16 protein-coding genes are annotated in these 14899 nt (G+C 33.0%); all 16 read right to left on the bottom strand.

The window, feature by feature from the left end:
- Positions 1 to 19 precede the first annotated feature (19 nt).
- The 16 genes from era to I4N53_RS10290 all read right to left on the bottom strand — a co-directional run bounded on the left by era (position 20) and on the right by I4N53_RS10290 (position 14868).
- Positions 20 to 928, bottom strand: a complete 909-nt coding sequence (gene era, locus I4N53_RS10220; RefSeq protein WP_214496167.1) for a GTPase Era — start codon at positions 926 to 928, stop codon at positions 20 to 22.
- A gap of 11 nt (positions 929 to 939) precedes the next feature.
- Positions 940 to 1638 (bottom strand): diacylglycerol kinase, encoded by a 699-nt coding sequence (locus I4N53_RS10225; protein WP_029688839.1) that lies wholly within the window; start codon positions 1636 to 1638, stop codon positions 940 to 942.
- 4 nt (positions 1639 to 1642) lie between these two features.
- Positions 1643 to 2122: an rRNA maturation RNase YbeY gene (gene ybeY, locus I4N53_RS10230; protein WP_029688840.1), complete on the bottom strand. Its 480-nt coding sequence runs from the start codon at positions 2120 to 2122 to the stop codon at positions 1643 to 1645.
- Entirely contained in the window at positions 2119 to 4185 is a 2067-nt protein-coding gene (locus tag I4N53_RS10235; RefSeq protein ID WP_214496168.1) for an HD family phosphohydrolase, read from the bottom strand. Before I4N53_RS10235 ends, ybeY begins: the two co-directional genes overlap by 4 nt.
- A 3-nt stretch (positions 4186 to 4188) precedes the next feature.
- On the bottom strand, positions 4189 to 5184 hold the full coding sequence (locus I4N53_RS10240) for a PhoH family protein (RefSeq protein WP_013150170.1): 996 nt from the start codon (positions 5182 to 5184) through the stop codon (positions 4189 to 4191).
- Between the two features lie 5 nt (positions 5185 to 5189).
- Positions 5190 to 6377: a sporulation protein YqfD gene (gene yqfD / locus I4N53_RS10245; protein WP_214496169.1), complete on the bottom strand. Its 1188-nt coding sequence runs from the start codon at positions 6375 to 6377 to the stop codon at positions 5190 to 5192.
- An 11-nt stretch (positions 6378 to 6388) separates the two neighbouring features.
- On the bottom strand, positions 6389 to 6658 hold the full coding sequence (gene yqfC / locus I4N53_RS10250; RefSeq protein WP_214496170.1) for a sporulation protein YqfC: 270 nt from the start codon (positions 6656 to 6658) through the stop codon (positions 6389 to 6391).
- 138 nt (positions 6659 to 6796) lie between these two features.
- A complete protein-coding gene (locus tag I4N53_RS10255; protein ID WP_214496171.1) occupies positions 6797 to 7240 on the bottom strand; it encodes a GatB/YqeY domain-containing protein in 444 nt (147 codons plus the stop codon).
- 14 nt (positions 7241 to 7254) lie between these two features.
- Complete coding sequence (gene rpsU, locus I4N53_RS10260) at positions 7255 to 7440, bottom strand: 30S ribosomal protein S21 (RefSeq protein WP_214496172.1); 186 nt, start codon at positions 7438 to 7440, stop codon at positions 7255 to 7257.
- A gap of 111 nt (positions 7441 to 7551) precedes the next feature.
- Positions 7552 to 7896, bottom strand: coding sequence for a histidine triad nucleotide-binding protein (locus I4N53_RS10265; protein WP_012994994.1), 345 nt, complete (start codon positions 7894 to 7896; stop codon positions 7552 to 7554).
- A gap of 36 nt (positions 7897 to 7932) precedes the next feature.
- Entirely contained in the window at positions 7933 to 9282 is a 1350-nt protein-coding gene (mtaB, locus tag I4N53_RS10270) for a tRNA (N(6)-L-threonylcarbamoyladenosine(37)-C(2))-methylthiotransferase MtaB (protein ID WP_013150167.1), read from the bottom strand.
- A gap of 200 nt (positions 9283 to 9482) precedes the next feature.
- The gene (locus tag I4N53_RS10275; protein WP_009052242.1) at positions 9483 to 11636 is read right to left on the bottom strand and encodes a glycosyltransferase family 39 protein; all 2154 of its coding nucleotides are present in this window, start codon (positions 11634 to 11636) and stop codon (positions 9483 to 9485) included.
- 12 nt (positions 11637 to 11648) lie between these two features.
- Positions 11649 to 12068 carry a GtrA family protein gene (locus I4N53_RS10280; protein WP_009052241.1) on the bottom strand — a complete coding sequence of 140 codons (420 nt, stop codon included), beginning with the start codon at positions 12066 to 12068 and terminating at the stop codon, positions 11649 to 11651.
- Positions 12052 to 13020: a glycosyltransferase family 2 protein gene (locus tag I4N53_RS10285; RefSeq protein WP_342897090.1), complete on the bottom strand. Its 969-nt coding sequence runs from the start codon at positions 13018 to 13020 to the stop codon at positions 12052 to 12054. The genes I4N53_RS10280 and I4N53_RS10285 overlap by 17 nt, the downstream gene beginning before the upstream one ends.
- 43 nt (positions 13021 to 13063) lie before the next feature.
- Positions 13064 to 13186 (bottom strand): hypothetical protein, encoded by a 123-nt coding sequence (locus I4N53_RS12495; protein ID WP_013150163.1) that lies wholly within the window; start codon positions 13184 to 13186, stop codon positions 13064 to 13066.
- Positions 13187 to 13305: 119 nt separating this feature from the next.
- Positions 13306 to 14868, bottom strand: a complete 1563-nt coding sequence (locus I4N53_RS10290) for a glycosyltransferase family 39 protein (RefSeq protein ID WP_214496174.1) — start codon at positions 14866 to 14868, stop codon at positions 13306 to 13308.
- Positions 14869 to 14899 lie beyond the last annotated feature (31 nt).

The raw sequence follows: 14899 nt of genomic DNA on the forward strand, positions 1-14899 counted from the left end.
GTTTTCACTAAATACTTTACTATTCGTAAGTTTTCTTGTCAATGGCATATCCTAATTTTTTAAGTAACGTTGTATTGTCTCTCCACCCCTTCCTCGTCTTTACCCATAGGTCAAGAAAAACCTGTTTTCCATAAAATTCTTCTAAATCCAGTCGCGCACTTTGACCTATCTTTTTTAGCATTTGCCCATTTTTGCCTATAATAATTCCTTTGTGAGACTCTTTCTCACAATAAATATATGCTTCAATGTCTATTATATCTTTATCTTCCCTCTCTTTAATAGATTCTACTTCCACATAAACACCGTGAGGTACTTCTTCCTCTACAAAGTGTAACATCTTCTCTCGAATTATTTCTGCCACTATTAATTTTTCGGGCTGATCTGTTATATAATCCTCTAAATAATATTTAGGACCTTCTGGCAAAAGTGATACAATTTTTTCTTTTAACAAGTCTATATTTTTATTTTCAATAGCAGAAATAGCCACTACATCTTTAAACTCATATTGCTCTTTAAAAATTTTTATAGTCTCTTCTACTCTTTCTTCAGGCACCAAATCTATTTTGTTGACTACAAGTATGACAGGTGTATCTACTTCTTTTAAATGCTCAATTATGTATCTATCTCCAGGTCCTACTTCCGTATCTGGTTCTATCATATACAAAATAAGGTCAACTTCCTTCAATGTTCTTTTAGCTACCTCAATCATAAATTCGCTTAATTTAGATTTAGGTTTATGAATGCCAGGAGTGTCAACAAAAATAACCTGGTATTCATCTGTTGTCAAAATCCCACGAATGGTATTTCGAGTAGTTTGGGGTTTTGGAGAAGTAATAGCAATCTTCTCTTGTAAAATTGCATTTAAAAGAGTAGATTTACCTACATTAGTTCTACCAACTAATGCTACAAAACCAGCTTTATGGCCCATATCATCACTCCTTATTTAATTATTTGAAAAATCAACACTGTAATCAATATCCCAAATAAACCTCCCAAAAATACCTGAGAAAAAGAGTGGATTTTACCTTCTACTCTGCTTTCAGCCACCATAAGAGCAAGTAAAAAACCTAAAGTGGCAATAAAAGCATTTGCTGTCATAAAAGTTATAGCTGTCGCAGTAGCAAAAGCAATAGCACTATGAGCGCTGGGCATTCCTCCCCTCATAGGAGTTCCTTCTTTAAAATGTACCTTTAAAATTACAGTCAAAAACACTACAACTAAAAGACTTATAACTGTGATATGAATGGGTGACTCTCTAAGCTTTAATAAAATTATTTTTGTCCAAGGATTTACTCTATCAAAAAATATTAAATAAGCTACAAGAACGGCATTTATCGCAGATATAAGGACTGCTCCTGCAGCTACATTTTTCGCAACCTTAGCCAAAGGATTATAATTTTTAACCATCATGTCAATTGTGGTTTCAATAGCCGTATTTATCATTTCAGAAATTAAAACTAAAGAAATTGTAAATAAAATTACCACAAATTCTACTCTTGAAAGGTCAAAAAAAAGGCAAAAGAATAATACCAATATCGCTATGGCAAAGTGAACCTTCATGTTTCTTTGGGTCTTAAAAGCATGTAAAATACCCTCTATCGCATAATTAAAACTGTCAATTAAATTTCTCGATTTCACAAAATCACCGCCCAATATTAAGCCTCGCCATAACTTCCTCTTCTTTTTCCCTCATAATTTTTCTTTCTTCTTCAGTTTCATGGTCATAACCCAAAATATGCAACATGCTGTGAGCTGTTAAATAAGCTACTTCTCTTTCAAAGGAATGTCCATATTCTATTGACTGCTCTAATGCTTTTTCTAAAGAAATAACTATATCTCCTATTGGCTGTACCCCTTCTGAATCTTCCTCTATTTTCTCAACTTCCCCATAAGTCTCTTCAAACTCTGCTAAAGGAAATGACAAAACATCTGTCGGCTTATCTATGCCCCTATAATATTTATTTAATTTTCTAATTTCCTCATTATCCACAAAGGACACACTTACTTCAACATTATCAATAACCTCTTCTACTTCTAATACTGTTTTTATGACTTTTTCAACTAATTCTTCCAAATTTGCTGCATCAACTTTATTTTGTCTGTTATCTATCAAAATGTTCATTCTAACACCTCTTTATTTTGATTTGGTTCAATATCAGGATACTCAATTCTTTTATGAAACATACCAGTTAAAGCAGTCAAAAAAGAATTTTTTATAGTTTTAATATCTTTTAAAGTTAAATCGCTATCTTCCAACTGACCATCATTTAATCTATCTACCATGATTTTTTCAATCATATTCTTTATATTTTCCTCAGTAGGTTCAGGAATAGACCTCACAGCTGCTTCTACAGAATCTGCCAACATCAAAATGGCAGACTCTTTGGTAGAAGGTTTTGGACCTGGATATCTAAAGGATTCTTCTTCGCAAGATTCCTCTTCATTTTGTAAAGCCTTAGTATAAAAGTATTTCACTAAGGAAGTACCATGGTGTTCTTTTATCAAATCAATGACTTGTTGAGGAAGTTTATACTTTTTAGCTAATTCCACCCCATCTTTTACATGGGAAATTATTACTAATGTACTTAAATCAGGAGAAATTTTGTCATGCAAATTTTCTCCTGAAAGCTGGTTCTCTTTGAAAAAATAAGGTCTTTTAATTTTACCTATATCATGGTAATAAGCCCCCACTCTAACTAACAAACTGTTCGCTCCAATAGCATCAGAAGCAGCTTCTGCGAAATTTGCTACTACCATGCTGTGGTGATAAGTCCCAGGAGCATCCATTATAAGTTTTTTAAGAAGCGGATTATTTGGATTTGACAGCTCTAAAAGTTTTAAAGGAGTTAAGATATCAAAAGCTGTTTCCCAAAAAGGCAAAGTACCAATAACCAAAATTATACTAAAGGTTCCACTGACAATTCCCCATAAACTGCTTTTTAATACAGAAATTATATCATTGCTATTTAAAAGCCCTATTCCTACAATACTTACAAGATTTACCCCACTGACGTAAAGACCCGCTTTTACAAAATCTAAACGTTGCTTAGAATGAGAAAGTTTTACTGCACCAATCAATCCTCCCAGCAATGACATAAAAATAAATTCTTGGTTAAAACCCACCATTAAGCCTACTAAAAGAGAATAAATTATGTCAATCATAATAGCAATATAAGGATCTATTAAAACAGAAATTAGCATAGGCAAAGTAGCAGAAGGAATTAAAAGAGGCTCAATCCCTTTAAAGGCAACAGCCAATAAAAGATAAAAAATACCTGTTAAACACAACAATTCCATGTAGATTTTTTTGGTAGTAATCTTTTTGTCCAATTTTATAATATAATACATTGATAGAAACAGTGACAAGCCTAATATCAAAAGCAAACCTATTATCATTCCATAATCAATTTTACTACTACTCTTTAAAAGGCCCAAGGATTTTAAAACTTCGATTTGTTGTTGTGTCACTACCTCTCCACTGACCACAATGTTTTGCCCTTTTTTATACATAACTGGCTGTACTTTTTCTTCTGCTTCTTTTTTAGCAAGGTTTGTCTCATAGGCATTGTATATCATATTAGGAACAATAACAGAAGATAAAACCTTAATTGCTACTGGTTTTACTTCTGCAGAAATATCAGAACTTTCTACAACACTTTCAACATCTTCTAAAACAGTAGGTAAAGTATCTTCCGTAATCTGCCTTGCCATAATCGCTTTTTCAGTCGACAACACAACCGATTCCATGTTTATAAGAGTATTATCATCTATTTCTAAAAGCAAAGTTATATCATCCTCTTCCAAACCAATTGGACTTATAGCTTTAAAGTCTTGCAACTTTTTTTCTTCTGCTTCTTGAGATTTGCGTATTTCTCTCAATTTATTGAAAAAATCAACTAGCTTACTATAAGATTCTTTTGCAATATTTTCATTGTAATCATATTTAGGATTTACCGCATTTACTGCTTCTTGTATCTTTTTTTGAGTAGCTATTATATCCACTACATCTTTAGGTGCCTTTATATCTTGGGTTGCTACATCCCCTGCCTTAAGGTCAAATTTAGGAGGCGTTACACTAGTATAAACTAAGGCATAAGAGAAAATAAAATAAAAAACAGCAAAAAAAATGATTATTAATCGCTCATTTTTAATTATATTTTTTATATGTTTGTCCAATTTTTTCATAAATTATTCCCCTCGCTCCGGGATTTCTGATTTGTTTTCCTCCTTATTCTTCTCATAAATTTCATAAGCTTTTATAATTTTAGCTACAAGAGGATGTCTTATCACATCTTCTTCAGAAAGCATTACAAACTCTATGCCTTCTATTCCTTTTAATATTTCCATAACCTCTTTCAAGCCAGATTTTTTCCCTCGTGGCAAATCTATTTGAGTTACGTCACCAGTTATAACAGCTTTAGAGCCAAAGCCTATACGTGTCAAAAACATTTTCATCTGTTCGGGAGTGGTATTTTGAGCCTCATCGAGTATTATAAAAGAATCGTCTAAAGTTCTACCTCTCATATAAGCTAGTGGTGCTACCTCAATTAAGCCTTTCTCCATGTACTTTTGGAAAACCTCTGCTCCTAAAATGTCGTAAAGAGCATCGTATAAAGGTCTTAAATAAGGGTCAACTTTTTCTTGCAAATCTCCTGGCAGAAAACCTAACTTTTCTCCTGCTTCAACAGCCGGCCTTGTTAAAATTATACGGCCTACTTCTTTGTTTTTCATGGCTGTAATAGCCATTGCCATAGCCAAATAGGTCTTGCCTGTACCGGCAGGTCCTATTCCAAATACAATCTGATTTTTTCTCATAGCTTCTACATACTTCATTTGCCCATAAGTTTTGCACCGTATCTGTTTGCCTCTTGCTGTTATACAAACAATATCAGACATTAAAGATTTTAGTTTTTCTTCTTCTCCTGCCTCAATCATATTCATAGTGTATAAAACATTTTGAGTAGTAATCACATCTCCTTTTTCAATCATGCCCATCAACTTGTTAAAAAGTTTATTCGCAGACTCCACGTTTTTTTCTTCCCCCGTTATCTTAATAGTTCCTCCTCTTAACACTATCTTGACGTCCAATCCCTCTTCTATTAACTTAATATTTTCATCAAAGTTCCCAAATAAATTGGCAGCTTGATCTATATCCTCAATATTGATAGCCAATTCCTTAATCAATTTAGTCAGTTTTCCCCTCCTATATAAGAAATTTTTTCTTTCATTCCTATATCCTCTAAAACTTCTACAGTAATATTGGCCCTTAATATTTTATCCTGTATAATCACATAACTTTCTTTTTTGTTTAGTATTTTACTTTGAGGTCCTAAAACTTTCTCCAACTCCTTTAATGCTTTTTCAAAAGCGACATTTTTTGCTTCCTCTTTAGATAAAACAATAGTTTTAGGCTTAGTTTCGTAATACACTTCTTTTATTATTCTAATTGGAAAACCTTTTGATATTATCTCTTTTTCCTCTTTTTCAAAATTCTTAAAGTCTACCTTTTTAGGGGATATAGTTATAGTATTATTGCCAAATATTATTTTTGTAACGGTTATCTTGTTGTTTGTCCTTTCAAAGACTTCTTTTTTGAGTTCTGCGTCAGCATAAACTTCATACCATGTCCTTGCAATAATTTGACCATCAGCATGCACAAATCTTGTCTCTAGTCCTGGCTTTTCAATTATACCTGTAACAATTATATCTCCCGCTTTTACTGTATCTCCAACTTTTTTTATCGCTTCCCCTTCTAAAACCGTCATCTTATAAATTATACCATCTTTTTTAGCTATTATATTGCAAGGTTCATCTTTTGACAATACTTCTTGAGGTTTTGTTTTACCTACAACTTTTACAAAAGCATTAGTACCCTTTATATTTATTCCTACCCAGGATATATCATTGTTCTGTAATAAAAATTCGGTCTCTATTTTATTGACATCTATAGCAAATTTAGAAACCCCTGGCTTCAACCCTAAGTGTGAAAGCTTTTCTAAAACCATTTTTTCATTTACATTGTTGACGGTCTCTATATTAATTTCCCATATAAAAGTAGAAAATACATAAATCAGTATAATAGAAACTACCGCCCCAAAAACCAATGATTTTCTTCTTTTTAATCGCGAAATTACAAAGGGCAATCCTCTTTTAGAAATCACTGAAACACGACAGTTAGTTTTTTTCGCAAAAGACACTATTTCCTTAAAGCCTTTTAAACTTACTTTTGCAACTACAGTTGTATAATTTTTCCGCTCAATATCCCAAATATAGACATCATTTACCATTATAAGATTTAAAAATTTTTCAATTGACAAACCTTCAATTTTAATAATAACATATCCTTTTATAAAATTCCATAATTTTATTGCAATCAAAAATACTCCTCCTATACCAATATTTCTATATTTGTTATTTCCCCGCTAATAGTTATGACCTCTGTCATTATAGAATTCACTATCATTTTTTTACCTAATATCCTAATGACTCCAATTGTCGTATTCACCCTAATCCTTTCAGGAATATACTCAATAATTCCCTTGTGGTTTTCTATGGTAATATGGTTTTTACCTATCAAAGTTACTTTAGGGAGATTAAGCAGTACCTCTTTTGGAAAGTCTATTGCATTTACAAGTTCGTTTTTTATCCCATCTCTCATAGCGTAGCCTCCCTTCTTTTAAAATTTTATGAGAAATAAATTAAAAAAATTCTCTCCCTTTTTAATAGGCGACAGTTCTCTGGTATGGAGGATAAAATTACTAAAGGACTTGACACCTGATGGTATCAAGTCCTTTGTTTACTGTAAATATTTATTTACTATCTCTTTTACGAGGTTGCCATCTGCTCTCCCTTTTACCATTGGCATTACTTTTCCCATTACTTTTCCTATATCGCTTTTGGTTTTAGCATCCGTTTCTTCTATAACTTTTTTCACTATTTCCTCTATTTCCTCTTCGGATAGCTGCTTCGGTAAATAAGAAAGCATAATCTCAATTTCTTTTCTGGCTTTATCTACTAAGTCTTGCCTTCCACTTTTTTCGTAATCCGGCAATACTTCTTTTCTTTGTTTTATCTCCTTAGAAATTACATTAATTACCCCTTGGTCATCCAATTCTTTTTGAGTATCTTTTTCAACTTGGAGAATGGCAGCTCTTACCATGCTTAAAATATTCTTTTTAAAATTATCTTTCTTTTTCATAGCTTCTACCATGTCTTTGTATATTCGCTCTTTTAGGGTCATGGCAAGCACTTCCTTTATTTATTATATTTGTATTTTCTTTTTCTTGCTGCTTCAGATTTCTTTTTACGTTTTACACTGGTACTCTCGTAATGCTCTCTTTTGCGAAGCTCTGATAAAACGCCTGCTTTGGAACATTGACGCCTAAATCTTCTCAGAGCATTGTCCAAGGATTCGTTTTCGCCGACTCTTACTTCAGCCACTACTCTCCCTCCCTCCAGATAAACTGCTCAAACTAAGCTGCGTATTTTGCTGCGATGTATTGCTTAAAATTCTCATTTTATTATACTCCTAAACCCATAATGTGTCAATGATTAACCTGGTGGCCAAGTCATAAATCTACCGCCTAAAAGATGAAAATGTATATGATATACTGTTTGTCCTCCGTCATTTCCACAGTTTGATACAATTCTATAACCTTTTTCGTCAATACCCTCACTTTTTGCCAATTCTTTTGCTACCATATAGGCATGAGATACTACATGTTTGTTATTTTCATTTAAATCTAACAATGTAGGTATATGTTCTTTTGGCACAATGAGGATATGTACAGGTGCCTGGGGGTTAATGTCACGAAAAGCTACTACTAAATTATCTTCATAAACTATATTGGAAGATATCTCTTTATTTATAATTTTACAAAAAATACAATCTGACATCTTATCACCTCCTTTTCTTATATTCTACACGTCTGGTTAAATTCCTTCAATTTCTCCAATTAAGAAATTATCTTTTCTTTCCTTTATTTTTACTGGATAAATCTCATTTCTAAGTAACTTTATATCCCCTTTGACAGCTACACTTAAATAATTATCAGTCAAGCCTTCTACGTAACCCTTCATATTCTTAACAGGTTGTTCAAAAAGGACTTCCAAAGTTTTCCCTATAAAACTCTCCATAAATTTATATTCACACCTCTTAGACAATTCTATAAGCTTTTTACTCCTATCTTCTTTTATATGATTTGCCACTTGATTTGGGAAGCTATAAGCTCTTGTACCTTTTCTCCTTGAATATTTAAAAACATGCATTTTACTAAAGCAAATCTCTTCCACAAATTTGTAAGTCTCGAGAAACTCCTCTTCAGTCTCCCCAGGAAATCCCACCATCACATCTGTAGTTATCGCCACATCCTTGATGTATTTTCTCAACCTATCAATTACACTTTTATACTCCTTTGTAGTATACCTTCTTCCCATTCTTTTTAAGGTTTCATCACACCCACTTTGAAGGGATACATGATAATGCCTACACATCTTAGGCAACTTAGCTATTTCTTTTACAAATTCTTCCGTTAAAAAGACAGGCTCAATAGAACTCAGTCTTATCCGTTTTATGCCATCTATTTCATGAATTCTCTTTATAATGTCCAAAAGCCCAATATTTTTTAAATCCTTGCCATAGGAAGCTATGTGTATACCAGTAAGTACAATTTCTTTATACCCTGAATCAGCAAACCTTTTTACTTCCTCTAATATTTTTTCAGGCTCTCTACTTCTTACAGGTCCCCTAGCGTAAGGAATTATACAGTAAGTACAGTATTGATTGCAGCCGTCTTGAATCTTTACATATGCCCTTGTCCTTTCTGTATAGGCTGTCACCTCAAACTCTTCATATTCTTTTTGAGTCATTATATTATTTACCACACTCAACTTTTGATGTTTTTGTGTAAATTCTTCTACTAATTCCACTATTTTGTCTTTATTTTTGGTACCAATCGCTATATCCACTTCCGGAAGAGAAAAAACGTCTTTTGGACTTACTTGTACATAGCAGCCAACAGCTACTACCACCGCATTAGGATTTTTCTTTCTAGCTTTTCGTATCTCCTGCCTTGACTTCATATCACTTCTATTTGTTACAGTACAAGTGTTTATTACATAAACATCCGCTTTTTCGTCAAAATCAACTACTTCATAACCAGCTTTTTTAAAAAGCTCAGCCATGACTTCTGTCTCATATTGATTTACCTTACAGCCTAAAGTGTAAAAAGCCACAGCTTTTTTATGACCATTTCTTTTAAGAGATAAATCTACTCTTGTCACTTTTTAAGTGCTCCTCCTATTAAATCTTTTCTTCATATTATATCACATAAAAAGCACTTTCAGGAACTTTTATTTTTTCTGGAAGCCGTTGGCGTTGGAATTGTTTCATTAAATCAAGGAATCCCTTTTATTATACGGAATTCCTTGGGCTTTGTCTGCAGTCTGAAATGGCTACATTATTATAGCCATTTCAGAATATATCAATCGTTAATGTTAACCCCCTTTAGATCGTACAGTTGCCCAAAACTTCTATCATTAAAACCGCCAATATTAGGATTGCCTAAATTTGAATTTACATTATTTTCTACTTGATTTTGCTGATTATACGTCGTATTGGTATCACTCCACTCACTTTTCGAAACAACCTTGCCATTTTGTTGAACCCAATTCATTATTTCACTGTTTGAACCATTTCCTCTTCCATTTACTAGTACATATCTTACTTCACCTTTTTTGACTAACTGCTTAAATTGGTCTAAAGTCAGTATATTGTCAGTACCAGAAAAGCCTCCCAGTGCCATTACAGGTTCACCAGTTTTAATTATTATGTCTTCTGCATCCTGCGCTGAAGCAACAACAAGCAAATATTTTGCATTTCCTTTGTTCTTTTGTAAGAAACTTATTAATTTCTCATTAGAATTATCAACAGTAGTAGAGTCAAGATTTCTACCCTCTCTATTGTAGGCAAGGTCTAAACCGGCTGATGGGAAAGTCCCTGACATTGGATAAAATATGGTAGTCGCTGACCAAATTGTAGGAGCTACTAAAAGGCCTGCAAAAGCAGCAACAACCAGCACCTTCCTTAGCTTCATGTTTTTACTTTTTACTAAATTTAAAATAATAAGTATAGCTGCTGAGGCAAAGCATAAAACAGACAATACTATCATTATTATCTTAGGAATATTCGACATATTATAATGATACGACAATATTAAAATCTGAACTAAGCCGTTTATAATGAGGGCAACAGGTAAAATCCATGAAGTCCATCCACCTGTTTTATAAGATTGCCACATTGACACAAGACCAATGCCAACAAGTGCTACAATTGGTGGTGCAAGCATGGTTAAATAATATGGATGGAATAAACCTGTTGAATAGCTAAAATACAGGAAAACCGGCAATAGCCATGAAATCCAAAATATCAATGATAATTTTTCTTTATTATCAAAAGGCCTTTTTAATTTTGTGTTTATAGAGGCTGATATAAATCCAAATATTGCAATAGGGAATAGCCATATTATCTGATCAGAAAGGCTATTGTTGGAAAATAGCCTGGTTATGCTAGCTTTTTCTTGGCCTCCAAAAGTTCCGCCCATTCCTCCTGCACGTTGCTGTATATTTCTTCCCTTATTGGCTGGTGGCATCATGTTGTTTTGACCATCCAGGCCGAAATTATTCTGCGGCGGATTGTATCCGTCAAATTGTTTGCCAAACATATCTTGCCCATATTGGTTTGGTATTTGAGGAATAGGAGCAAAATTGCTATCTCTATCATTAATTGGAGGCTGACCCTGCCTATCAGAAATTCTTATGCGGTTCGCACCGCTTGGAAAACCGCTATTTCCAATTCCTAGCCTTTCAAGGCCGTTATGGCCTATTATGAGTTCCATTACTGTATTGTTGGTGCTGCTTCCTACGTAAGGTCTATCCTCTTTAGGTACTAGGTCCACAATTATCGCCCACGACAAAGAAATTAAAAGTAAAACGACTGTAGCAATAGCCAACTGGGACATCCTTTTTTTAATAGGTACTGCAGAAGAAATAATATACGTAAAATACAAAGCTGGAATGATCATATATGCCTGCAACATTTTTATATTAAAGCCAATGCCGACTAAGGCAAAGCTTAAAAGAAGATATCTCAACTTACCTTTTTCCGCGGCTTTAAGCAAAAACAAAGAAGCTAAAAGCAAGGTTAAAACAAGCAAGTTATCTATCGTATTATTTCTGCTATCTGCTACAAAAACAGGCGTTACTGCGAGGGATAAAGCCGCAATGAGCCCTGCTGTGCCGCCAAAACTTTTTTTTACGATAACATATATCAAGGCTACTGAAATAACCCCGGCAAAGGCTTGAGGAAAAATTAAGCTCCATCCCCTGAAACCAAATATTTTGGCAGAAATTGCCTGAATCCAAAAACCTAACGGCGGTTTGTCAACTGATACAAACCCAGCCGGATCAAAAGACACAAAGAAAAAATTTTTTAAGCTCATGGTCATGCTTTTTACAGCAGCAGCATAATACTTGTTTCCATATCCTTCTATACTTAAATTAGTAAAATTTAATACTGTCGACAAAGTTAAAATTAGTAATAATGTACACATCTCCTTCGAAATTTTTATCTTCCTCACCAGTAATTCCTCCTAACTAAATACCCATAACTTATATAAAAGAAAGTTTATCACTTGGGCTATAAGGGTAACAATTATTTTAGATATATACACATTTAATTGCAGATTTTTGACTAAATAATCAATAGTTAACATTGTAATCACAAGAGAAATTAAATTCGATACTAGAAACTTTACAAATTCCCAAAATATCTTACTATTAGCATTTTTTACTTCAAAAGTCCACTTTCTATTTAATACAAAGCTGTTTATCACTCCACAACTATATCCTATAGCTTGACTAAAAACGTAATTCACTCCAATTATTTTGTAGAATACGGTAAACACGAAAAAATCTATTAAAGTATTGGTTATTCCTACTGTTCCAAAGCGACTTATATGTTTTAATTTTCCATTATAAATGTAATCTATCAGTTCAGATATTCTTTCCATATTCCTCTGGTATCTCCTTGTAATTTAATATACTTTCAATTATATATAGGGGCCTGCCCCTACTTTCATCCATAATCCTTCCTATATACTCTCCCATTATGCCAATCCACCCTAATATCAATCCAAACATAGCAATATTAACTGCTAAAATAAACCCTAAACTTAATATTTCTTCATCGCTAATTATATTTTTCAGAAAGATTACTATCGTCGAAATTATGCCAACTAGTGTTGCTATTCCTCCCACAAGACTAGCAAAAGTCAAAGGTTTGTAGGAAAATGAAGTTATTCCGTCAATAGCTAATTTTATCATCTTTTTTAAAGGATACTTGCTTTCTCCAGCAAATCTCTCTTGTCGTATAAATTCCACAGCTGTCTGCTTAAAACCAGCCCAGCTAACAAGTCCCCTTATATATCTATTCCTTTCTGGAAGCGACGATAACACATTGCACACTTTGCGATCTATAAGTCTAAAGTCACCTGCATCCACGGGTATATCAATATTTGTCATAAATTTTAATAATCTATAAAATGCTTTCGCTGTAAACTTCTTAAAAAAGGATTCCCCTTCTCTTTTGACTCTTTTGCCATATACTACATCATAGCCTTCTTTCCACTTTTTTATCATTTCAATCATTACTTCTGGAGGATCTTGCAAATCCGCATCAATTACAATAACAGCATCTCCTGATGACAACTTCATTCCCGCTGTTATTGCAGCTTGGTGTCCAAAATTGCGGGAAAAATTTATAAGTTTTACATTTTCGTCTCTATTGCATATTTGTTCTGCCTTACTTCTTGTCCTATCTTTGCTTCCATCATTTACAAAAATAATTTCGTAGCTTTCATTAGTTGAGTCCATGACAGATTTTATTCTTTTATAACTTTCTTCAATCACCAATTCTTCATTGTAGACAGGCACTACCACAGAATAGACGGTTTTACTCATTATCTTGAATACCTCCTTAATTAGTTGTAAATACTTTGTCTCCTACCTACTCTCTATTTACAAAAATGCTAAATAGATCTAAAAAAGCCTTCAATTTAGTCTTTTTGTCATTTTGAGTAATGACTATACGTGGTACCATCGAATTTTGACTATATAAATATTCCAACATTAAAATTCACCTCTTAACTTGTCATTCCAAATGATATTTCAAATTTTTAAAAGAGTTAACTTTATATTCTAAAGCATACTTAGTAATTGTCATATTAGTATCAAATAAATATGTGAAGTTTATGGGATTATATCATTGACAGTTGTCGCAGGGGTTTTATTTTTAATGGTGCTATCCAGCAAAATTTTGATAAGATAAATGAACAATGCTATGTTCAAAAGCGAAATAACTACCAGCAAAAAATTATATGGTATGTTATTTATGCCCTTTAATGTTTGAAGCAAGACGTAATAGGTATTTACAAAGACAGTAGCAGTAAACCCACCCGCCAATACCAGAAATCTTTTGTCTTTAAGATATACAAAAGCTAACACTGCTAAAGCAATTGCTGGAAACAAATATCTTTCATGCATGCTAGTAGAAAAAGTAAACACCCCTGCTATCTGTACAACAGCTATAGCAAAAACATATAAATTGCTGTTTGCTTTAGCATAAATAAACCACGAAAGGAGGGTAATTGTAACTATAAAAGTCATTCCCCAAGTATGATAATTGAATATAAAAAGGACAGAAGTATCTTTCACATAATTCGCACCAAGTAAGCCGAAAAAGTTAAACGCGTTAACAGAAGCGTAAGGATATTCTGATATGGTACTTAAAAATAATCTAAAAATCCACAACACATCTCCATTTAAAGAAAATGGAAGAATAATAACTACAGCTGTCACTAAAGCAGAAAGTATTACTTTTATATAAGTCTTGAGATTTTTTTCCCTTATTAACTCGAAAAAAAGCACTGGCAAGAAAACTATTCCTTGTGGTTTCATTAGTACAGCCCCTGTAAACGCGGTAGAAGATAGTACATATTTTTTTTGTGATAAAAAAAGCAGTGCCACTACAACCAGTAAAGTAAAGAAGGAATCTACTTGTCCCCATATTGCTGAATTGGTAAAAACTGCTGGGTTAAACGCATAAAATGTAGACGTAAAAATAGCAATTGTTGGAGAAAGATGTTTTTTAGCCAATTTATAAATAAGAAAGGCTGTAACAATATCAGCTATTATTGAAGGCAATTTTAACAATATTGTATAATAATTTTCTAAGGCCAGAATGCTCACAACTTTACCAATAAGAAAAAGGATGTAAATATAAAATGGAGGATAATCGCAGGAAGTTGTATTTTTATAAAATTTAAATAGGTCATTTGCTGCAGATGTTGCCCAACTTTTAAAAAGGTTTATGTCACCCGGATGACCTTCTATTAATGTTGTTAATGAAATGCGGAAAAATAAACCTATGCAAAGCAAAATAATTACTACTCTCATCTCATTATCTAGTCTAACCTTGGTATTTTTATGTATGAAAAAGTAGTAAAAAGTAATAAAAAGAAATAGGAAAATCATTGAATATATGCCAATTGGTAGAGTGTATTTAAAAATAGAACTGATGTTCATGTTGGACATTTTCCTGCCTTGAGGATGTACAGGTTGCATTGGATTTAAATTCGGAAATTGATTTTTGTCCATTTGACTTCTGCTGTCCATAGGCGGCATAAAATGTTCAGTAGCCTTTTGATGCGATATTATATTATTGCTATATTCCCAGGTGGTATAAATGCATAAAAAAATCGATAATCCCAAAATCAAAATCAGGCTAATTTTAAATATCTGCTTTTTAGACATTATCTATACTCCTTTCCCTAAAACATTAAAA

The organism is Thermoanaerobacter sp. CM-CNRG TB177 (assembly GCF_018588165.1).
GTDB classification, from domain to species: domain Bacteria; phylum Bacillota; class Thermoanaerobacteria; order Thermoanaerobacterales; family Thermoanaerobacteraceae; genus Thermoanaerobacter; species Thermoanaerobacter thermocopriae.

Excerpts from the sequence above, each read along its gene's own strand:
- I4N53_RS10280 (WP_009052241.1), bottom strand. The coding sequence starts at position 12,068 with ATGGAAAGAATATCTGAACTGATAGATTACATTTATAATGGAAAATTA.
- era (WP_214496167.1), bottom strand. The coding sequence starts at position 928 with ATGGGCCATAAAGCTGGTTTTGTAGCATTAGTTGGTAGAACTAATGTA.
- I4N53_RS10235 (WP_214496168.1), bottom strand. The coding sequence starts at position 4,185 with ATGAAAAAATTGGACAAACATATAAAAAATATAATTAAAAATGAGCGA.
- I4N53_RS10290 (WP_214496174.1), bottom strand. The coding sequence starts at position 14,868 with ATGTCTAAAAAGCAGATATTTAAAATTAGCCTGATTTTGATTTTGGGA.
- I4N53_RS10265 (WP_012994994.1), bottom strand. The coding sequence starts at position 7,896 with ATGTCAGATTGTATTTTTTGTAAAATTATAAATAAAGAGATATCTTCC.
- I4N53_RS10255 (WP_214496171.1), bottom strand. The coding sequence starts at position 7,240 with ATGACCCTAAAAGAGCGAATATACAAAGACATGGTAGAAGCTATGAAA.
- ybeY (WP_029688840.1), bottom strand. The coding sequence starts at position 2,122 with ATGAACATTTTGATAGATAACAGACAAAATAAAGTTGATGCAGCAAAT.
- yqfC (WP_214496170.1), bottom strand. The coding sequence starts at position 6,658 with ATGAGAGATGGGATAAAAAACGAACTTGTAAATGCAATAGACTTTCCA.
- I4N53_RS12495 (WP_013150163.1), bottom strand. The coding sequence starts at position 13,186 with ATGTTGGAATATTTATATAGTCAAAATTCGATGGTACCACGTATAGTC.